Below are 18,424 nucleotides of genomic sequence, written 5' to 3' on the forward strand. Positions count from 1 at the left end.
CCCTCGGTCCCCTTTTCGACCGTCTCCGGGAACACGCGCCCACCGATCGCTGCCTCTCGATCAGGCGCTACGCTCCGGCATCCCGCTGCTCCTTCTCGGACGTCAGAGCGTCGATCCCGTTCTCGTGCCCGACACAGCTGGCGACCGTGTCCGGATCGACGCCCAGCGCGTAGCGGACCTCTTGTCCGGCGCTCTGCTGTTCAGTCGTGGCCTCAGGGAACGTCGAGTAATAGGCGTCACTGAAATCGGCCGAGTTGGCCATCGTGTTGAGAGTGGACATCTCGGCGATGTAGGAGCCGCGGATCGTCGCGATCTGCTCGGAGACATCGCTCGGCCAGTGGTAGTACGAGTCGTCCAGGAGCGTGAGTGTCCGTCTTGTCAGATCGAGCCGAGCAGACGCAGCGGCGTGCACGCCGGAAGGGTCCGGGTCGCCACCGTTCAGAAGCTCGTCCTCGCCGGATGAGAAGGCGTCGCTCAGATTCTTGATCGCGATGTTGTTGGGGCAGACGAGATCGAGATAACGGGACGCCGCTTGTGCGGTGTCGAGCTCGACGAACGCAGGTGTCGCGGGCGCCGCAGGTGCAGGGGTCGTCGACTCGGCCGGAGCTGCTGCGGGCGGGGAAGCCGTGCAGGCAGTCAGGAGGAGCATTGCCGCACTGAGAGCTGCAGGGAGAAGGGCTTTACGCACGGCGGCTACTCCGGGGTCGCCGAGCAGAGCGCCGACGCGAAGGCCCCGGTGCTGGTCTGCTCGGCGATGACCTCGCCGTCGAGGGTGATTCGGCAGCTGATCTCGCCTTCGTCATCGATGCCGTTCGAGGCGGTCAGCGTGAAGCTCTGGAAGGTGAAGTCGCCTCCGGTCTGGACTTGCAGCTCCTTCGTGAAGGGGAGCGCCTGACCGGTGGCCTGCTCGGAGCCGGAGGTTCCTCCGTCGTAGGTCGACCAAGTGATGGAGGCCGCGGTAGCCGAGCCGGTGACCTCATAGACGAGCGTCCGCGGCACGGCAGCGGCCTCGGAGCTCTCGGCCTGCGCGGTGGCGATCGCGTTCGAGACGCCGCTCGCGAATCCGGCCGTGTAGACGATGGCGAGAATGATCGAGAGGACAAGCGCGATCACGTTGAGGACGGTGCCGGCGATGGCCGTGCCGCGAGAGCGGCCCTTGAGGAAGAGGCCGATGATGCCGAGGACGAGTCCGATGAAGGCGAGGAAGCCCGAGGCGTAGTTGACGATCGGGATAAGGGCGCCGATGAGCGCGAGGATTCCGATGATGAGGGAGGCGAGGCCCAGCCCGTTGCCGGTCTTCTTCGGAGCGGAGGGGGCGGAGCCGGGGAATACGGCGGGGTTGAACTCGGTCATCTGCGGAGTATGTCAGAGGCTGACAGGCAGCTGAGAATCCAGAGAGCGGTATTGCTTAGAGATGCCGTCCCGCCTGTGTTGACCCCGCTATCTCTACATAGGTAGCGTCATCCGTGTGCAGCCACTCCCTCGCCTCACGTCCGCCACCGCGGACGTCCTCCGGACCCTCCTCGATGCCGACGGCCCGACCTGGGGCATGGTCGTGATCAAGGCCACCGGGCGACCGGCGGGCAGCGTCTACCCGATCCTGGAGCGGCTCGAGGGAGCGGGCTGGGTGGTCTCGGAGTGGGAGGCCGCGAGCGAGCGGAGCGGCCCGCGTCGCCGGCTCTACGAGCTGACCGCGGAGGGCGCCCCGGCAGCCCGGGCCGCCGTCGAGCGGATGCGGTCGACCGCGCGGACGGCGCCGCGAGCGGCGGAGGCGACCGCATGAGCGCGCTTCTGCGGCTCCTGTCGCTGCTGCTGCCCCCGCTCGCCCGCGAGCGCTACCTCGAGGAGTGGCGGGCCGACCTGGCCGGGGCCGCCGAGCTGGGACTGCCCCGGCGCGGCGTCGTCCTCGGAGCGCTCGCCCTGCTGGTGAGCGTCGACCGCGACCTGCCCGCGCACACCGGCGAAGCGCGGGGCACGCTCCCGCGCCGCCTCGCCCGCCGCGGACTCGCGCTCTTCGCCGCGGCCGCGCTGATGCTCAGCGGCATCGCGCTGACCGGCGGCGGGATCGTCCCCGAGCCGGGTGCCGCCTCCGACACAGCCCTGGCCGCCGTCGGCGCCGTGCAGACCGCGGTGCTCGTCGCCGCCGTCGCGGTCGCGGTCCTCGGCGCGGTCCACCTCCTCGGCGCTGCGGCGTCGGCCCGCACGGTGCTCGCGCGGATCTCCCTGGTCGCCGCCGTCGTCGGCCCGGTGCTCACCGCGGCCGGCCTCCTCCTCCCCGGACCCCTCGCCCTCGTCGGCCTGCCCGTCTCCCTCGCCGGACTCGTCTGCGGGGCGATCGTCCTCGGCGGCTCGAGGACCATCGCCCTCGCACCGCGGACGGCGACCCGCGCTCAGCGCCTCCCCGTCGCCCTCGCGGGCCTCGCGCTCGTGGCGGGCGTCACGGTGGTGGGCGCCGTCGACCTGCTGGTCTGGAATCCGCAGGCGAAGGTCCCCGGCGTGGCCCTGGCGGAGATCTACGCGACCATGTCCGAGCGCGACGGCTTCGAGTTCGGCTCCCACGCGATCTGGGTCACCGGGTGGGCCGCCTTCTGGACGGCCGCCGCGATCGTCGTGACGGCCGGCGCCCTCGTCGGCCGGAGGTCGCCGCTCACTCCGCGGCGGATCGCTGTGCTCATGCTCGCCCTGGTCGCCAGCGCCGTCGTCTTCCGCTTCTTCGCAGGGTTCGGCTTCGGGATGTCGGTCGCCGACACCTTCGTCACCTCCGGCGGCGACGGCTCCCTGGTCTCGGCGATCCTGCCGCCGCTCGGACAGCTCGCGCTCGCCGGCGCCGCGATCGCGGTGGGCTGGGCGCCCCGGGTCGCCCGACCGGCGGCGACCTCCGCGGCCTGACAGTGCTCGTGCCGGCGGAGACTTTCGCCCGGCCGGCTCGGGATGCGCTAGAACGGGGCAGCCTGCCGACGTACTTCCCTTCGTGGTGAACACGCAGGGCCCGTTCCGGCGCGGCCGAGCGGCCGCCGGCCTACTCCAGTCGCCGCAGGAAGCGGGCCGGCTGGTCGAGGAAGCCGCGCCAGGTCCGCACCAGGTCGAGGTCGTCGTAGCGGCAGGGGCGCAGGCCCGTCTCGTCGAGCTCGTAGAGGTCGGCTCCGGGGAGGGCCGCGAGGATCGGCGAGTGCGTGGAGAGGACGACCTGCGAGCCGCCGGCGACCAGGTCGCGCAGCTGCCCGATCAGGGCGAGGCAGCCCGACACCGAGAGGGCCGACTCCGGCTCGTCGAGGAGCCACAGCCCGCTGATCCGGGAGCGGTTCGCCACGATGTCGAGGAACGACTCGCCGTGGCTCCGCTCGTGGTATCCGCCGTCGATCCCCACCTCCTCCAGGTAGCTGAAGAAGCCGTGCATCGTCTCGGCGCGGAGGAAGAAGCCGCGCTTGGACGCGCCGGCCCCGCGGACCAGCTGGAGGTGCTCGGCCAGGTCCGACTCCGAGGCGCGGGAGGAGTGCATCGCACCCGTGGATCCGCCCTCCGCGTTCAGCCCGTAGGCGAGGGCGACCGCCTCGAGCAGCGTCGACTTGCCCGAGCCGTTCTCGCCGGTGATCACCGTCACCTGGCCGAGATCCCAGCCCTCGGCCAGCACCTGCCGCACGGGCGCGAGCGTCGCGGGCCAGCGCGCGAGGTCGGCGGGGTGCTCGGGTCGGGCCTGCACGCGGCGCACCGGGAGGGTCGAGAACACCCGATCAGTCAAGCAGGTCGACGCTCCAGCCGGCCTCGGCCAGCGCGCGGGCCGTGTCGGCGCGGGGCGAGTAGGGGAGGTCGTCGGCGCCGACCACGCGGTAGTCGGTGTCGCCGGGGCCGACCCAGAGGACGGAGTCGGACGGGCCGGCCCGGTGCAGGGCGGCGCGGACGGCGTCGGCCGGCTCCGCGATCTCGAGCACCTCGCAGCGCTCGACGCGGCGGGCGCCGTCGACCAGGGCGCGGCGGATCCGCGCGGGGTCCTCGAAGCGCGGGTGGTGGTCGGTGACGATCACCAGGTCGGCGCGCTCGGCAGCGGCCCGGCCCATCGGCGCGCGCTTGCTCGGGTCGCGGTCGCCGTCGGCGCCGAGGAGGACGAGCACGCGGCCGGGCGTCACCTCGCGGAGGGCGTCGACGGTGCGCGCGACCGAGTCGGGGGTGTGCGAGAAGTCGAGGAAGACCCGGGGCCCGTCGGCGCCGGACACGAGCAGCGTCCGCCCGGGCACGGTGACGTCGATCCCGGAGCCGACCGCCGCGGCCACCCGGTCGCGCGCGTGGCCCGCCTCGATCAGCATCACCAGCGCGAGGGCCGCGTTCGAGGCCATGTGGCGGCCGAGGAGCGGGACGGAGGCGGTCGTCGACCAGCCGTCGCGGGCGGTGAGCCGGAAGCGGGTGCGGTCGACTGCGGTCTCGAGCACGTCGATCCGCCAGTCGGCTCCGTCCCCGGCCGAGAGCGTGACGACCGGGACGGAGGCCTCGCGGGCGACCCGGCGCCCCGCCTCGGTGTCGACGACCACGACGCCGCGGCGGCTCCGCTCGGGCGTGAACAGGCGCTGCTTGGCGCGGAGGTACTCGTCCAGGTCGCCGAAGTCGTCGAGGTGGTCGTGGCTGAGGTTGGTGAACCCGGCGACGTCGAGCACGATCCCCTCCATCCGGGAGCGCACGAGCGCCTGGGCGCTGACCTCGATGGCCGCCGCCTCGACGCCGTCCTCCGCCATCCGGGCCAGGAGCGCGTGCAGCTCGGAGGCCTCGGGCGTGGTGAGGCGGCTGGCGACGACGTGGTCGGCGCTGCGGCGCTCGGCGGTGGAGCTCAGCCCCGAGACGACGCCCAGCTGCCGGAGCACCGCGTCGAGGAGGTGCACGGTGCTGGTCTTGCCGTTGGTGCCGGTCACGCCGAGGAGCACCGGTCCGCTCCTCGTGCCGTACACCTGCGCGGCGACCGGGCCGAGGGCGGTGCGGGGGTCGTCGCTGAGGAGGACGGGCAGTCCGGATGCGCGGGCCTCGTCGAGCCCGCCCGCGTCGGTGAGCACGGCGACCGCTCCTGCCGCCGCCGCGTCGGCCGCGAACCGGGCGCCGTGGCTCCTCCTCCCGGGGAGCGCGGCGAAGAGGGCGCCGGGGCCCGCCTCGGTGTGCGCGACGGTCACCGCGGTGATGCGGACGTCGGAGCCGTCGCCGTGGAGGCGGAGCCGATCGCTCGCGAGGTCGGCGAGCGCGACACCGGCGGCGTGGAGCGGTTCGAGGAGCCGGAACACCGGCATGCGGGCCTCCTGCGGGGCGGGCGGGGCGGCGTCGCCGAGGGCCCGCGGGCGCCGCCGGGCGACCGGAGGGGGAGGGCCGAGAGGCCCATGCCTCAGCCTGCGCGCCGCTCCCCCCGATCGGGGAGGCCCTTGCCACCGCCCGCGCGGGCCGCTACCCGCCTCCGCCTACTGCCGCGAGAACGCCTCCTGGTACAGCGCCGCGAGCTCGGGGGAGCTCTCGCCGCTGAGGCCGCAGGTCAGGATCGTGTCGCCGTCGGCCGCGACCAGGTAGTCGACCCCGGTCTCGAAGACGATGGGGGCCCCGTCCACCGCCGTCTCCCTGCCCTGGGTGACCGTGACGCCGTCGCCGACCTCGCCCGCGTAGCGCTCGAGCACGTGCAGGGTGACGGTGCTCCCGTCGATCGAGCGGACCTCGGCCCGGAACGCGAGCTGAGCAGGGGCCAGCGCGGCGGCCGTCACCGGCGAGCACGCGGCCATCGGCCCGCCCGTGCTCGGCAGGATCAGCGTCGAGGTGCTGCCCCCGCCCACGCCGAGCGCGAAGGGCAGCAGGAGGGAGGCGGCGGCCCCGGCGCTCAGCGCGCCGACTCCCACGATCAGCCAGGGGGAGCGGCGGCGGGAGTGCACCGTCCGCGTGCCCTCACCCGTCGCGGCGGCGATCTGCTCGGCGAGCTCGTCGCGGTCGAGCGCGGGGAGGCTCCGCGCGGGGTCGACCGTGCGGAGGAGGCGGCGGACGTCCTCGTCGTCGGTTCCGGTCATCGGAGTCCCCCTTCGGGCGCGTGCGGGTCGGTGGAGTCGTAGAGCTCGGCGAAGCGGCGCCGCGCGCGATGGAGGCGGATCGAGACGGCGTTCGCCGTGACTCCGAGGACCGCGGCGATCCCGCGGACGTCGAGCTCCTCCCACGCCCAGAGGCGCAGCAGCTCGGCGTCCTGCTCGCGCATCCGGGCGAGCACGAGGCGCACGGTCTCCTCCGCGCCCGACGCCTCGCCCTCGTCGATCTGCACCTGGGGCGGATCGACGACCGCGATCCGCTGGGCGAGCATGACCTGGCGGCGCTGCATCCGCCGGGCGTTCTGCAGCTGGAGCCGGGCGACGCCGATCGCCCACGGCACCGGGTCGTCCTCGGGCACGTCGGCGCTGCGGCGCCAGAGCGCCGAGAGCGTCGCGGCGAGCACGTCGTCGGCGGTGGCGGAGTCGGTGCGCCGCCAGAGGTAGCGGCGGACGGGATCGGCGACCGCGGCGGCGACCGCGGCGAACCGGTCGGGACCCGCGAGGGGAGCTGGCATGTGCCTCATGCTCCCTCCTGTCCGGGATCGGCGCACATCTTTCACCGGCGCGCCGGGCGGGACTCCGCGCTCTCCCAGCAGCGCGGGAGCGCGGGTCGTCGCTCAACGCCGCGAGGCGCCGACGAACTCCAGCCAGCCGGCCACGAACGGCTCGATGTCGTCCACCTCGTCCAACGCGAGAGCGTCCAGATCGACTCCGCGGCACTCCAGCGTGAGGACGTGCCCCCGCACCCAGGCGGCCGCGCGCACGGCCCCGGCTCCCTCCCAGACCTCGAAGGGCTCCGGAGCCCCGTCGACCGGGATCTCCGCGATCCGCGTGGGAGCGGGCAGCGCCTCCGGCTGCACGAACGAGACGGGCGCCTCCTCCCGGCAGCAGAGCAGCGCGACGTCGTGCCGCGGATCGCCGAGGGTCGTGCGGATCTCGACGGAGGGCCCCGGCCCGCCCGGGACCGCGTCGTCGGCGAGGAACGAGAGCCCCCGCGGGCCGCCCGTCAGCGTCCACTCCGCCAGCAGCCGCGGACCGTTCCAGCCCGAGACCGCCCAGAGCGGGAGGTCGCCGAACGACCCGCGGATCCGCGCGACCCGCTCGGCGAGGTGCGCGGAGAACTCCTCCTCGCCGAGACGCCGCGCTCCGTCCATGGCCCGATCGTAGGTCGGGTGCCGCGGCACGGCCAGACCCCTCGCTACTGTGAACGTCGACCCCCGCCTCCCTTCCCCGCCGAGGAGCCCCATGCCCATCTGGACCCTGCACGGAGACGGCCGCACCGTCGAGCCCGGCGCCGTCGTCGCCCCCGGCGAGCGGCTCGCCTGGCCGGCGACGATCGCCATCGGCATCCAGCACGTCGTCGCCATGTTCGGAGCGACGTTCCTCGTGCCCGTGCTCACCGGGTTCCCGGTCGCCACGACCCTGCTCTTCTCCGGAGTCGGGACGCTGCTGTTCCTCCTGATCACGCGCAACCGGCTCCCCAGCTACCTCGGCTCGAGCTTCGCGTTCATCGCGCCCGTCACGGCCGCGACCACCGTCGGAGGGACGGGGTCGGCGCTCGCCGGAGTCGTCGCCGTGGGCCTCCTCCTGGCCGCCGTCGGCGTCCTCGTGCAGGTCGTCGGCCTCGGCTGGATCGACAGGCTGATGCCGCCGGTCGTCGCCGGCGCGATCGTGGCCCTGATCGGGTTCAACCTGGCTCCGACCGCGTACCTCAGCTTCAAGCAGGCGCCGATCACCGGGACGATCACGCTCGCCGCGATCATCCTGTCGAGCGTGTTCCTCCGCGGCTTCCTCGGCCGCGTCTCGATCTTCCTCGGCGTGGTCATCGGCTACGTCGTCGCCCTGCTGCGGAACGAGATCGACTACTCCGCGGTCGGTGCGGCCGACTGGTTCGGGCTGCCGCCGTTCACCTTCCCCGACTTCGCCTCCGGATCCACGTGGTCGGGCATCGCGATGTTCCTGCCGGTCGTGCTCGTCCTCATCGCCGAGAACGTCGGACACGTCCGCGGCGTCGCGACGATGACCGACGCCTCCGCCAACGCCAGCACCGGCCGGGCCCTGATCGCGGACGGTGTGGCGACCACCCTCTCCGGCGCCTTCGGCGGCTCCGGCACCACGACCTACGGCGAGAACATCGGAGTGATGGCGGCCACCCGCGTGTACTCGACGGCCGCCTACTGGGTCGCCGGCGTCACCGCGATCCTGCTCAGCCTCTCGCCCAAGGTCGGCGCCGTCTTCAACTCGATCCCGGCCGGAGTCCTGGGCGGCGCCACCACCGCGCTCTACGGCCTGATCGGCGTGATCGGCATCAAGATCTGGATCGACAACCGCGTCGACTTCTCGCGCCCGGTCAACCAGTACACCGCCGCGGTCTCCCTCGTGATCGCGATCGCCGGCTTCTCGTTCTCCTCCGGCGGCTTCGAGCTCGGCGGCATCGTCCTCGGCGCCGGCGCCGCCCTCGTGATCTACCACCTGGGCAACGCCATCGCCCGCTGGCGCCGCACCGGCGCCGACGACGGCGGCCCCCTCCCCGCCATCGGCCAGCTCGGCGGGGACCCGCAGGACCGCTGACCACGGCCTGCTCCGGCCTGCCGCTCCCGAGACGCCGCCGTGCCGTCCGGACGCCGCCCTCCCGCGGACGTCCCGGCGCGCACGGCGGCGTCTCGGCACCCGACGGAGCCGTCCCGGCGCGCGCACCGCAGCACCGCCTCCGCTTACCACGTTCGGGGCAGTCCGCAACCCGGTGCGCTCCCAGGCGGCTCCCGCCTAACGTCGAGCGTGACGACCGCAGCAGCGGAACGCCGCACACCGAGTGAGACAGCAAGGAGCACCACCGTGCCGCAGATCATCGAGACCGTCGACGTCAACGTCCCCGTGTCCGTCGCCTACAACCAGTGGACCCAGTTCGAGGAGTTCCCGCGCTTCCTCGACGAGGTCGAGTCGATCCAGCAGGTCACCGACACCCTCACCGTCTGGAAGGTGAAGGTCGGCCCCGTCGAGCGCGAGTTCGAGGCGAACATCACCGAGCAGCACCCCGACGAGCGCGTCGCCTGGAACAGCACCGGCGGCGAGACCGACCACGCCGGCGTCGTCACCTTCCACAAGCTCTCCGACACCGAGACCCGCGTCACCGTGCAGCTCGACTGGGAGCCGAAGGGCTTCCTCGAGACGCTCGGCTCGCTCGTCGGCGCCGGCAGCCACGCCGTGAAGAAGGACCTGAACAACTTCAAGGAGTACATCGAGAAGCAGGGCACCCCCGACGGTGCCTGGCGCGGCGACGTCGAGGCCTGAGCCGTGACCGACGCAGCCACCTCGTCCGAGGGCGAGAAGAAGGCGAACGGTCTCGGCGACGACGAGACCATCCCGCACTCCGAGGACGGGCTGGCGGTGGGGGTCTCCGGAGACTCGCACTTCAACCCCGAGGAGGACGCTCCCGAGGAGCCCTCCGAGAGCTGACGCTCTCCTCCGGGGAGCCCGACCGCTCTCCTCCGCGAGATGCCACTTGTGCACACGACACGCCGCGAGGCGTGCGCACAAGTGGCATCTCGCGGTTGAAGGCTCAGCGCCAGGCCCGGGTGTACTGCGGCGGCACCGGCAGGTCCGCGCCGAGCTCGTGCGCCATCCGCACCGGAGCGTTCGGATCGCGCAGCAGCTCGCGGGCGAGCAGCACGACGTCGGCGTCGCCGTTCGCGACCACGCCCTCCGCCTGCTCCGCCGTGGTGATGAGTCCCACGGCGCCGACCAGCGCACCGGTCGCCTTCCGCAGGTCGCGCGCGAACGGCACCTGGTAGAGCGGCGCCACCGGGATGCTGGCGTGCACGAGTCCGCCGGTCGACACGTCGAAGAGGTCCACGCCCTCGGCGCGAGCCCACTCCGAGACGGTGATCGTCTCCTCCAGTGTCCAGCCGCCCTCGGCCCAGTCGGTCGCGGAGAAGCGGACGAGCAGCACGAGCTCCCCGATCTCGGCGCGGACCGCGCGGACGACCTCGAGCAGCAGGCGCGCCCGGTTCTCGAGCGAGCCGCCGTAGGAGTCCTCGCGCGTGTTCGAGAGCGGCGACAGGAACTGGTGGAGCAGGTACCCGTGCGCGGCGTGCAGCTCGATCACGTCGAAGCCGGCGTCCGCGGCGCGGCGGGCGGAGGCGCGGAACGCCTCGACGAGGCCGGGCAGCTCGTCCGCCGCCAGCTCGCGCGGCTCCGCATAGCCCTCGAACGCGACGGCCGAGGGAGCGACGGTCGGCCAGCCGCCGTCCTCCAGCGGCACGGATCCGCGTCCGCTCCACTCGCGGTAGGTCGACGCCTTCCGGCCCGCGTGGGCGAGCTGCACGCCCGCGAGCGCGCCCTGTCCGTGCACGAAATCGACGATCGGAGCCCAGGCGTCGCGCTGCTCGTCGTTCCACAGCCCCGTGTCCCAGGGGCTGATCCGCCCCTCGGGGACGACGGCGGTGGCCTCCGCGATGACGACGCCCGATCCGCCGCGCGCGAGCCCGCCGAGGTGCACGAGGTGCCACGAGGTGGGCACGCCGTCCTGCGCCTCCACCGAGTACTGGCACATCGGTGCCGCCCAGAGGCGGTTGCGCGCGGTCCTCGAGCGGAGCGTCAGCGGCTGGAACAAGGCGGTGTCGGTCATGTCTCTCCTGTCGTGCTTCTCCGCGGAACGCCGCTTCGGTAGGCGATACGCCGGTGAGGGCGCACGCCGACGGCATCTCGCGGAGGGGGTCACGTGCTCCAACCGGGAGGAGAGCCCGGCTATGCCCGGATCAGCGCGGCCAGGTCGCCCCGGGCGCGTCCTGCCAGACGGTGCTCGGCGGAGCGAGCGACTCCAGCTCCTCGAACAACGAGTCGGGGATCTCGAGCGCGTCGTCGGCCACGAAGGAGTCGTAGTGCTCGGCGGAGGTGGCGCCGACGACCGTCGTCGTCACGCGGGGGTCGCGCGTCGAGAACTGCAGCGCGGCGGCGGCGAGCGGCACGCCCGCCCGCTCGCAGGCCGCTCCCATCGCCGCGACGGCGTCGACGATCTCGCGCGGCGCCGGCTGGTAGGCGTAGGAGGCGACCGGCTCCGGCCAGCGTGCGAGGGCGCCTCCGCCGTAGACCGCCGCGTTGACCACGATCACGCCGCGGTCCACGGACGCGTCGATCAGCTCCTCGGAGGAGCGGTCGACGAGCGTGAAGCGGTTGTGGGTGATCACGGCGTCGAACAGGCCGGTGTCGACGTAGTGGCGCAGCATCGGCGCGGGTCCGCCCGAGATCCCGATCGAGAGGGCGACGCCCGCCTCCTTCATCGCGACGAGCGCGCGGACCGGGCCGTCCTCGGCGAAGGCCTCGTCGTACGAGATGCGCTCCGGGTCGTGCAGGTAGAGCAGGGGGAGGACGTCCATACCGAGGCGCTCGCGGCTCTCGTCGAGGCTGCGGCGCATCCGCTCGGCCGAGTAGCTGCCGGTGCTCGGGTCGCGGTCGAGCTTGGTGACCACGGTGATCCCCTCGGGGACGCCGCCGCGGGCCAGCAGGGCCTCGCCGATCAGGCGCTCGCTGTGGCCGCCGGCGTACTCGTTGGACGTGTCGACGACGGAGACGGCGCGGGTGGCGGCGTCGGAGTCGAGGACGCGCTCGAGGGCCGGCACCCGGTCGAGGTCGGCGACGCGCTCGGGGCGCCAGGAGGTGCCGAGGGTCAGCCGGGTGACGGTGGCGCCGGACGGGCCGAAGGGCCGGAGGCGGGAGGACTGCGGAGTCATCCGCTCAGCCTGGCAGCGCCGGGGTCCTCCCCGCATCCCGCGGCGGATGAACGGTCAGTGGACGAGAGGGCTCTGCCCGACGACGCCGAAGCCCAGGAGCGTCGTCGCGAGCGTCCCGGCGGAGAGGTGGGCGATCCGGAAGACGGTGTCGGTGCGGCGCGGCCGCCTCCGAGGTCGACGACGTGTCCTGCTCGACGGGATCCTTCCGCGGGGCCTTCCGCGGGGCTCGACGACCGGGCGGCGGACCGGCGCGAGGCCGCCGTGACGGCCGGACGCGGGCCGGTGGTGCGCCCTAGGCTCGGCGCGTGACCGTCGATACCGCCGCCGCCGACTCCTCCGCCCGCTCCGCCGCGCTCGACGCTCTCGCCACTCCGGCGCTGGTGCTCGACGAGGCGGTGCTCGACCGCGACATCGCCGCCGTCGCCGCGGCTGCCCGCGAGCGGGGTCTGGCGCTCCGCCCCCACGCGAAGACCCACAAGTCGCTCGAGATCGCCCGGCGCCAGCTCGCCGCGGGGGCCGTCGGGCTCACCGTCGCGACCGTCTCGGAGGCCGAGGTCTTCGCCGCGGGAGGGATCCGCGACCTCTTCATCGCCTACCCGCTCTGGCTCGACGCCGAGCGCGCCGGGCGGCTCCGCCACGTCCTCGCGAGCGCCCGTGTGCGGGTCGGCGTCGACTCGGCGGAGTCGGCCGAGCGCCTGGCCGCGGCCCTGCCCGAGCGCGAGGGGCTCGAGGTCGTCGTCGAGATCGACTCCGGCCACCACCGCAGCGGCGTGCTCCCCGCCGAAGCCGGCGCGATCGCCGCGGCCGCCGTCTCCGCCGGGCTCGACGTCGCCGGCGTCTTCACCTTCCCCGGCCACAGCTACGCGGCCGGCAACGGAGCGGCGGCCGCCCGCGACGAGGCGCGCGCGCTCGCCGAGTCGGTCGCGTCGCTCGCGGCGTCCGGAGTCGAGGCCCGCGTGGTCAGCGGAGGCTCGACCCCCTCGGCCGCGTTCGCCGACTCCTCGGTGCTCACGGAGCTGCGCCCCGGGGTCTCGGCCCTCGGCGACGCCCAGCAGTGGGAGATCGGCACGGTGACGCCCGAGGACATCGCCGTCACCGTCCTCGCCACGATCGTGTCCCGCCGCGGCGACCACCTGATCGCCGACGCGGGCAGCAAGGTGCTCTCCTCCGATCGTGGCGCGGCCTCGAGCGGCTTCGGCCGCCTCCCGGAGCACCCGGAGGCGCGCATCCCGGTGCTCTCGGAGCACCATGCGACGATCACCGGTGTCGACCTGCCCGTGGGGACGCGGGTGCGGATCGCGCCGAACCACGTCTGCGTCGCGGTGAACCTGGCCGACGAGTACCGTGTCCTCCTCCGCGACGGCGGCGGCGCCGTCTGGCCCGTCGACGCCCGCGGGCGGAACAGCTAGGCGATCCGCGAGCGCGGGATCCGCAGGCCGAGCAGCGCGCTCGCCGCCAGCAGCACGAAGGCGGAGGCGAAGGCCGCGGTCGGGGATGCGGCGTCGGCGAGAGCGCCTGCGAGCAGCGGCCCGATCACGCCGCCCAGGTCGGACGCGGCCTGGAACACCGAGACCGGCTTGCCGCCGCGCTCGCCCGCGGCGTCACCGACCAGCGCACCCGGGGCCGTGCCCATGAAGGCGGCCGCCGCTCCGTAGACGCAGAGCAGCACGACGAGCAGCCACAGCTCCGAGACGAACGGCATCGCCAGCATCGCCACCGCCGCGACGGAGAATCCGCCGATCAGCGCCGGGCGCCGGCCGACCGTGTCGACGAAGCGGCCGGCGGGCGCTAGCGCGATCGTCTGCACCACCGCGGCGATCGCGAAGGCGATGCCGGTCCAGGCGGGCTGCCCGCCGAGCCCCTCGACGACGAGCACGGGGACGAGCGTCGCGCGGACTCCCATCGCCGACCAGCCGAGGGCGAAGTTCGCCAGCACCGCGCTCTGGTACCGGCGGTCGCGGGCGACCTCGCGCAGGGGCTTCGTCCTCGCCGCGGCGGACGGTGCCGCGTCGCGCTCCGGCCGCTGCAGCAGGATCAGCCCGACGAGCCCCGCGATCGCGAGCGTGCCGGCGTAGAAGAAGAAGGGGGCGGTGAGCGAGATCGCCGTGAGCACGCCGCCCACCGCGGGGCCCGCCATGCCGCCGAGCAGGAAGCCGCCCTGGTAGAAGCCGATCGAGCGGCCGCGCCGCTCCGGGCTCGCGGTGCGCAGGAGGAGCGTCATCGCCGCGACGGAGAACATCGCGGAGCCGATGCCGCCGACTCCGCGCAGCAGGAGGAGGTGCGGGTAGTCGGAGGCGAAGCCGACCAGCGCCGAGGAGAGCGCGACGATGCCGATGCCGACGGCGAGCACGACCCGCTCGCCGAACCGGTCGACCAGCGGCCCCACGAACGGATTCGCGACCAGCCGCATCAGCGCGAACGCCGAGACGACCGCGCCGACCGCCGTGTAGTCGACGCCGAAGCTGCGCACGTAGGTCGGCAGCACCGGCACGACGACGCCGAACCCCAGCATCACGAAGAAGGCGACGACCCCCAGCACGAGCACGTCCCGCGGCAGTCGCTCGCTGTCTCGGGAACGCCACGGGAATCGCACCTGTCGACGCTACCCCTTCTCGAGGGCCCGGCCCGCGCCTCGATGTGTCGAGTTCGCGCCGACCGTCCGACACCCTCTCCGCGATGGATACGGTCCCAGGACCCGATGGATCTGCCGGCGAATGAGGAGACGTCATGAAGAGTTCTCTGTGGTTCGGGTCCGGTCTCGCTGTCGTCGCGCTGGCGCTGACGTCGGTTCTCGGGGCGCAGGTGGCCTCGGCCGCTCCGATTCAGCCGAACAAGAACTGCGAGTACGAGTTCCAAGGGGGGTGCGTGAAGTGGTACACCGGCGTCTCGACCTGCGATCACATCGTCGAGACCAGTGCCCCGGAACATCGCAAGAAGGCCTGCGCGGTCTGGGTCACGACGGGGACGATGCACATCGAGCGATGAACGATGGTGGACCGCCCGACCGCCTCATCGGCGGTACTCGTATCCGTGCTGCTCCTCGTGGGCTGCACCGAGCCGGGAGGCGATCAGGAGGCCGCTCCCTGTGTCCCGCTCGAGCGCACGTGGAACGACTACGCGCCGGAACTCGATCCCGTTCTGCGTCCACCGTTTCGCGAAGCCCTCGAGGGCTTCGACGAGAGCTCCTCGAACTCGATCGCGTCCGACGCTGCTCGTCTCGCCACGAGCAATCTGCTCTCCGCGATCTCCGGGGATCGACGAGCGAGCGAGTACTTCTGGAACGCCATGGACCTGATCGGCCGTGAGTGCGCCGAGGCGGGAGCCCCGCTGTCGTTCGACCACCACGGCGAGCAGCTGACGACGGGGAGCAGCGCCGACCACGGGCGCCCGCCCTGGGTCGTCGATCCGCCGCCTCAGCCGGAGAGCGGCACGATCGAGCCGACGATCCCGGAGTAGCTCACGTAGTAGAGGACGCCGTCGCGGTGGAGGACGCCGCGGCCGGGGTAGCTCTCGTCCGGTCCGTCGGGCCCGTCGAGGAAGCCCGGAGCCGCGGTGTCGTCGGCGGTGAACCCATCCGCGAGGAGCGCGGCGCTCCGGTCAGGCCACTCCGCGTCCGGGACCGCCAGCTGCCCGACCACGACCGACACGTCGCCCTGGCCGCTCCACCGGCAGAGCACCCCGTCCTCGGCGATCTCCTGCACGACGGGGTAGTCGACGTCGTAGACCGTCGCCTCGGGTGAGAGGGCGAGACCGTCCTCGGCGAGCGACCCCTCCTCGTCGGCGGTGAGCAGGTCCTCGCAGGGGAGCAGGGCGGTGGCCGGGGTCGCGGTGGGCAGCGGAGACGTGCTGCCGGCGCTCGCGGTCGGCACGGCACTGCTCGGCGTCGGAGCGCTCGAGATCAGCGGTGGAGCGGTCGTCGGGGCCGTCCCCTCGTCGGCGCTTCCCGTGCAGCCGCTCAGCGCGAGCAGCCCCGCCCCGCAGGCGAGCAGCGCACCGGCGCCCCTCGCGGTCGTCGTCCGGATCATCGCGAGCCCCCTCGTCCGCGGCGGCCGCGTCGCCGCCCCCTCGATCCTCTCCTCCGCTCTCGCCGGCTGTCCACCGCCCCCGGCCGGCGCCGAGGCGACTACCGCTTCGGCCCCGCGCCGATCGCCCAGACCCGCGGCGGCACGGTGCCGTTGACCGCGTGGTCGCCGACGATCCGCGCCTTGAACACCCACGGATTGTGGCTCGCGGCCGTGCGCGCGTTGCGCCAGTGCCGGTCGAGGTTCTTGCGGGTGCTCACCCCGGAGGCGCCCAGCGCGTCGAAGAGGTCGGAGGTCGCCCGGGTGGCCAGTTGCGTCAGGACGATCTGGGCCTGCGCCGTCTCGAGCTCGGCGAGGTCGTTCTGCCGCTCGTCCTCGAGCGGGTCGCCGTCGAGGGCCGCGTCGTGCGCCCGCTGCAGCGCGACCGCCGCGCGCTCCACGATCGCCGCTCCCGCGTAGGCGGCGGCCGAGACCTGCCCCACCACCTGCAGGATCTGCGGATCCGCCGCGAACGACTCGGCGTTCCCGTGCGAGAAGATCCGGGTCCGCGCCCGCACTTCGGCCGCGATCTCGCGCTCGGCCCCCGCGATCGAGCCCGCCAGCACGGCCAGCAGCACCGCCTGGTAGAACGCGGTCTGGTAGCGGAACCGGGTCTCGAAGGCGATCACGTCCTCGGCCGCGACCACCGCCTCCGTGAAGGTGCTCGTCCCCGAGCCGGTGGTGCGCTGGCCGAAGCCGTCCCAGTCGTCGGCGTGCTCGACGCCCGCCTGGCGCGCGTCGACGATCGCGATCACCTTCTGCCCGGTGTCGGTGCGCTGGGCGAAGGTGTCGATCCAGTCGGCGAAGACGCTGCCGGTGGAGTAGTACTTCGTGCCGGTCACCGTGAACCGCGTCGGGTCGCCCTCGACCGGAGCGACCTTCGTCTGCACGTCGCCGATCGCGACCGTGCCGACCTCGGTCCAGGCGTTGCCGCCGAGCTCGCCGTCGGCGAAGCGCCGGAGCCAGCGCTCGCGGGTCCCGTCGGTCGCGAGCAGCCGGTCCTCGACCAGGGCGAAGTGGCCGCGGAGCGCCTGGGGCAAGTTGGAGTCGGCGGCGGCCAGCTCCGTCAGCAGGCGGAACAGCTGGGGGAGGCTCGCGCCGGCCCCGCCGGACTCCAGCGGCACGCGCACCGCGCCGAACCCGGCGTCCGCCAGCGCTCGGATCTGCGCGACCGGCAGTTCGCGTGCGCTCTCCCGCGCCGCCGCCCCCGCCGCGATCTCGGCGAACAGCGGCCGGAACCGCCCCGCCAGCTCCTCGTAGTCCACCTCGGGCACGGCCCGCAGATCGGTCGCGGTCATCGTCGGCTCCTGTTCCGCTGCGCCCACCCCGGGCGGCTCGTGCTCGACGGTAGGGGAGGAGCCCGGTCCGCGGTCCGCCCGTGACGCCCGGTGTCCCTCCGTGACCTCCGGTGTCCCTCCGTGACGCCCGGATCGGGGAATGCCTCGCCCCCGGGGCTGTTGGCCCAGGGGATGTCCTCCACCACTCCCGTCCCCCCGTCCGACCCCCGCAGCGCCCTCGTCGTCGGTGCGACCGGCATCGGCGGCTCCGCCCTCGTCGACCTGCTCACCGAGCAGGGCTGGCCGGTGACCGCCCTCTCGCGCCGCCCGATCGACGCGCGCCCCGGCGTCACTCCGCTCGCCGCCGACCTGCGCTCCGCCGAGGACCTGGCCCGCGTGCTCGCCGACCAGCGCCCCACGCACCTCTTCTTCACCGCCTGGTCGCGCCAGGCGACGGAGGAGGAGAACATCGCGGTCAACGGCGGCATGGTCCGCGACCTCCTCGCCGCGCTCGCGCACGCTCCCGTCGAGCACGTCGCGCTGGTGACCGGCCTCAAGCACTACCTGGGCCCGTTCGAGGCGTACGGGCAGGGCGCGATGCCCGACACCCCGTTCCACGAGGAGGAGGAGCGCCTCGACGCCCCGAACTTCTACTACGCGCAGGAGGACGAGCTCTTCGCCGCGGCCGGGCGCGCCGGGTTCACCTGGTCGGTGCACCGCTCGCACACGGTCATCGGGCACGCCGTCGGCAACGCGATGAACATGGGGCTGACCCTCGCGGTCGCGGCGTCGATCCACCGTGCCGAGGGCACCCCGTTCGTGTTCCCCGGCTCGCTCACGCAGTGGAACGGACTCACCGACATGACCGACGCGACGATCCTCGCCGAGCAGATGCTCTGGGCGTCGACGTCGGAGGCGGGCCGCGACCAGGCCTTCAACGTGGTCAACGGCGACGTCTTCCGCTGGCGCTGGATGTGGACCCGGATCGCGGAGCACTTCGGCGTCGAGCCGGTCGGCCCGGGGGAGGAGCCGCAGCCGCTCGAGCAGCAGATGGCCGATGCCGAGCCCGTCTGGCGGCGCCTCGTCGACGAGCACGGGCTGATCGAGCCCGACCTCTCCCGCGTCGCCTCCTGGTGGCACACCGACGCCGACCTCGGCCGGAACCTCGAGGTCGTCACCGACATCGGCAAGTCCCGCCTCGCCGGCTTCACGGCGTTCCACCGGACGGTCGACTCGTTCACGGCGCTCTTCGACCGCTACCGCGCGGAGCGCCTGATCCCCTAGCCCGCCGGCCCTCATCCGTCGCCGCTCCGTCGTCCGCCGGA

General features: G+C 73.6%; 21 protein-coding genes. 9 read left to right on the plus strand and 12 right to left on the minus strand.

What is annotated here, in order from left to right; genetic code table 11:
• Positions 1-67 precede the first annotated feature (67 nt).
• Positions 68-649 carry a hypothetical protein gene (locus tag C5C37_RS17100; protein ID WP_146085175.1) on the minus strand — a complete coding sequence of 194 codons (582 nt, stop codon included), beginning with the start codon at positions 647-649 and terminating at the stop codon, positions 68-70.
• Between the two features lie 44 nt (positions 650-693).
• Positions 694-1,353 (minus strand): MmpS family transport accessory protein, encoded by a 660-nt coding sequence (locus C5C37_RS02850; RefSeq protein WP_104233472.1) that lies wholly within the window; start codon positions 1,351-1,353, stop codon positions 694-696.
• Positions 1,354-1,468: 115 nt separating this feature from the next.
• On the opposite strand from C5C37_RS02850, the gene C5C37_RS02855 reads away from it, so the two are divergent.
• Positions 1,469-1,783: a PadR family transcriptional regulator gene (locus C5C37_RS02855; RefSeq protein WP_104249735.1), complete on the plus strand. Its 315-nt coding sequence runs from the start codon at positions 1,469-1,471 to the stop codon at positions 1,781-1,783.
• Entirely contained in the window at positions 1,780-2,889 is a 1,110-nt protein-coding gene (locus tag C5C37_RS02860) for a hypothetical protein (protein WP_104338430.1), read from the plus strand. Before C5C37_RS02855 ends, C5C37_RS02860 begins: the two co-directional genes overlap by 4 nt.
• Before the next feature lie 130 nt (positions 2,890-3,019).
• Here C5C37_RS02860 and C5C37_RS02865 read toward each other — a convergent pair whose 3' ends face one another.
• The 5 genes from C5C37_RS02865 to C5C37_RS02885 form a co-directional block, all read right to left on the minus strand.
• The gene (locus C5C37_RS02865; RefSeq protein WP_104268547.1) at positions 3,020-3,727 is read right to left on the minus strand and encodes an AAA family ATPase; all 708 of its coding nucleotides are present in this window, start codon (positions 3,725-3,727) and stop codon (positions 3,020-3,022) included.
• A 4-nt stretch (positions 3,728-3,731) separates the two neighbouring features.
• On the minus strand, positions 3,732-5,264 hold the full coding sequence (locus C5C37_RS02870) for a Mur ligase family protein (protein ID WP_104246986.1): 1,533 nt from the start codon (positions 5,262-5,264) through the stop codon (positions 3,732-3,734).
• A gap of 165 nt (positions 5,265-5,429) precedes the next feature.
• A complete protein-coding gene (locus C5C37_RS02875) occupies positions 5,430-6,020 on the minus strand; it encodes a hypothetical protein (RefSeq protein ID WP_104237812.1) in 591 nt (196 codons plus the stop codon).
• Positions 6,017-6,547: an RNA polymerase sigma factor gene (locus tag C5C37_RS02880; protein ID WP_181027124.1), complete on the minus strand. Its 531-nt coding sequence runs from the start codon at positions 6,545-6,547 to the stop codon at positions 6,017-6,019. The genes C5C37_RS02875 and C5C37_RS02880 overlap by 4 nt, the downstream gene beginning before the upstream one ends.
• Positions 6,548-6,649: 102 nt before the next feature.
• Positions 6,650-7,186 carry a hypothetical protein gene (locus C5C37_RS02885; RefSeq protein ID WP_104338431.1) on the minus strand — a complete coding sequence of 179 codons (537 nt, stop codon included), beginning with the start codon at positions 7,184-7,186 and terminating at the stop codon, positions 6,650-6,652.
• Between the two features lie 91 nt (positions 7,187-7,277).
• Between C5C37_RS02885 and C5C37_RS02890 the strand changes: the two genes are divergently transcribed.
• The 3 genes from C5C37_RS02890 (at position 7,278) to C5C37_RS17375 (ending at position 9,488) form a co-directional block, all read left to right on the plus strand.
• Positions 7,278-8,603 (plus strand): uracil-xanthine permease family protein, encoded by a 1,326-nt coding sequence (locus C5C37_RS02890; protein ID WP_104246990.1) that lies wholly within the window; start codon positions 7,278-7,280, stop codon positions 8,601-8,603.
• A gap of 264 nt (positions 8,604-8,867) precedes the next feature.
• On the plus strand, positions 8,868-9,323 hold the full coding sequence (locus tag C5C37_RS02895) for an SRPBCC family protein (protein WP_104224157.1): 456 nt from the start codon (positions 8,868-8,870) through the stop codon (positions 9,321-9,323).
• A 3-nt stretch (positions 9,324-9,326) separates the two neighbouring features.
• The gene (locus tag C5C37_RS17375; protein WP_167299017.1) at positions 9,327-9,488 is read left to right on the plus strand and encodes a hypothetical protein; all 162 of its coding nucleotides are present in this window, start codon (positions 9,327-9,329) and stop codon (positions 9,486-9,488) included.
• Positions 9,489-9,591: 103 nt separating this feature from the next.
• Here C5C37_RS17375 and C5C37_RS02900 read toward each other — a convergent pair whose 3' ends face one another.
• A complete protein-coding gene (locus C5C37_RS02900; RefSeq protein WP_104338432.1) occupies positions 9,592-10,659 on the minus strand; it encodes an NADH:flavin oxidoreductase/NADH oxidase in 1,068 nt (355 codons plus the stop codon).
• 130 nt (positions 10,660-10,789) lie between these two features.
• A complete protein-coding gene (locus C5C37_RS02905; RefSeq protein WP_181127362.1) occupies positions 10,790-11,761 on the minus strand; it encodes an aldo/keto reductase in 972 nt (323 codons plus the stop codon).
• Between the two features lie 305 nt (positions 11,762-12,066).
• Between C5C37_RS02905 and C5C37_RS02910 the strand changes: the two genes are divergently transcribed.
• On the plus strand, positions 12,067-13,170 hold the full coding sequence (locus tag C5C37_RS02910; RefSeq protein ID WP_104338434.1) for an alanine racemase: 1,104 nt from the start codon (positions 12,067-12,069) through the stop codon (positions 13,168-13,170).
• Here the strand turns inward: C5C37_RS02910 and C5C37_RS02915 are convergent.
• Positions 13,167-14,354 carry an MFS transporter gene (locus C5C37_RS02915; protein WP_244229579.1) on the minus strand — a complete coding sequence of 396 codons (1,188 nt, stop codon included), beginning with the start codon at positions 14,352-14,354 and terminating at the stop codon, positions 13,167-13,169. The two genes, C5C37_RS02910 and C5C37_RS02915, sit on opposite strands and share 4 nt — an antisense overlap.
• 134 nt (positions 14,355-14,488) lie before the next feature.
• Between C5C37_RS02915 and C5C37_RS02920 the strand changes: the two genes are divergently transcribed.
• Both C5C37_RS02920 and C5C37_RS02925 read left to right on the plus strand, forming a co-directional pair.
• The gene (locus C5C37_RS02920) at positions 14,489-14,746 is read left to right on the plus strand and encodes a hypothetical protein (protein ID WP_104333320.1); all 258 of its coding nucleotides are present in this window, start codon (positions 14,489-14,491) and stop codon (positions 14,744-14,746) included.
• Positions 14,747-14,749: 3 nt separating this feature from the next.
• Positions 14,750-15,217 carry a hypothetical protein gene (locus C5C37_RS02925; RefSeq protein ID WP_146085176.1) on the plus strand — a complete coding sequence of 156 codons (468 nt, stop codon included), beginning with the start codon at positions 14,750-14,752 and terminating at the stop codon, positions 15,215-15,217.
• Here the strand turns inward: C5C37_RS02925 and C5C37_RS02930 are convergent.
• Positions 15,175-15,786, minus strand: coding sequence for a hypothetical protein (locus C5C37_RS02930; RefSeq protein ID WP_146085177.1), 612 nt, complete (start codon positions 15,784-15,786; stop codon positions 15,175-15,177). The two genes, C5C37_RS02925 and C5C37_RS02930, sit on opposite strands and share 43 nt — an antisense overlap.
• 98 nt (positions 15,787-15,884) lie before the next feature.
• The gene (locus C5C37_RS02940; RefSeq protein ID WP_104338438.1) at positions 15,885-17,120 is read right to left on the minus strand and encodes an acyl-CoA dehydrogenase family protein; all 1,236 of its coding nucleotides are present in this window, start codon (positions 17,118-17,120) and stop codon (positions 15,885-15,887) included.
• Between the two features lie 171 nt (positions 17,121-17,291).
• On the opposite strand from C5C37_RS02940, the gene C5C37_RS02945 reads away from it, so the two are divergent.
• Positions 17,292-18,383 carry an SDR family oxidoreductase gene (locus tag C5C37_RS02945; RefSeq protein WP_104338439.1) on the plus strand — a complete coding sequence of 364 codons (1,092 nt, stop codon included), beginning with the start codon at positions 17,292-17,294 and terminating at the stop codon, positions 18,381-18,383.
• Positions 18,384-18,424: the final 41 nt, after the last annotated feature.

The sequence above is a fragment of the Rathayibacter sp. AY1F9 genome (assembly GCF_002932155.1).
In the GTDB taxonomy this organism is placed as follows: Bacteria; Actinomycetota; Actinomycetes; order Actinomycetales; family Microbacteriaceae; genus Rathayibacter.

Excerpts from the sequence above, each read along its gene's own strand:
- C5C37_RS17100 (WP_146085175.1), bottom strand. The coding sequence starts at position 649 with ATGCTCCTCCTGACTGCCTGCACGGCTTCCCCGCCCGCAGCAGCTCCG.
- C5C37_RS02850 (WP_104233472.1), bottom strand. The coding sequence starts at position 1,353 with ATGACCGAGTTCAACCCCGCCGTATTCCCCGGCTCCGCCCCCTCCGCT.
- C5C37_RS02860 (WP_104338430.1), top strand. The coding sequence starts at position 1,780 with ATGAGCGCGCTTCTGCGGCTCCTGTCGCTGCTGCTGCCCCCGCTCGCC.
- C5C37_RS02870 (WP_104246986.1), bottom strand. The coding sequence starts at position 5,264 with ATGCCGGTGTTCCGGCTCCTCGAACCGCTCCACGCCGCCGGTGTCGCG.
- C5C37_RS02875 (WP_104237812.1), bottom strand. The coding sequence starts at position 6,020 with ATGACCGGAACCGACGACGAGGACGTCCGCCGCCTCCTCCGCACGGTC.
- C5C37_RS02880 (WP_181027124.1), bottom strand. The coding sequence starts at position 6,547 with ATGCCAGCTCCCCTCGCGGGTCCCGACCGGTTCGCCGCGGTCGCCGCC.
- C5C37_RS02885 (WP_104338431.1), bottom strand. The coding sequence starts at position 7,186 with ATGGACGGAGCGCGGCGTCTCGGCGAGGAGGAGTTCTCCGCGCACCTC.
- C5C37_RS02890 (WP_104246990.1), top strand. The coding sequence starts at position 7,278 with ATGCCCATCTGGACCCTGCACGGAGACGGCCGCACCGTCGAGCCCGGC.
- C5C37_RS02900 (WP_104338432.1), bottom strand. The coding sequence starts at position 10,659 with ATGACCGACACCGCCTTGTTCCAGCCGCTGACGCTCCGCTCGAGGACC.
- C5C37_RS02905 (WP_181127362.1), bottom strand. The coding sequence starts at position 11,761 with ATGACTCCGCAGTCCTCCCGCCTCCGGCCCTTCGGCCCGTCCGGCGCC.
- C5C37_RS02920 (WP_104333320.1), top strand. The coding sequence starts at position 14,489 with ATGAAGAGTTCTCTGTGGTTCGGGTCCGGTCTCGCTGTCGTCGCGCTG.
- C5C37_RS02925 (WP_146085176.1), top strand. The coding sequence starts at position 14,750 with ATGGTGGACCGCCCGACCGCCTCATCGGCGGTACTCGTATCCGTGCTG.
- C5C37_RS02930 (WP_146085177.1), bottom strand. The coding sequence starts at position 15,786 with ATGATCCGGACGACGACCGCGAGGGGCGCCGGTGCGCTGCTCGCCTGC.
- C5C37_RS02940 (WP_104338438.1), bottom strand. The coding sequence starts at position 17,120 with ATGACCGCGACCGATCTGCGGGCCGTGCCCGAGGTGGACTACGAGGAG.
- C5C37_RS02945 (WP_104338439.1), top strand. The coding sequence starts at position 17,292 with ATGTCCTCCACCACTCCCGTCCCCCCGTCCGACCCCCGCAGCGCCCTC.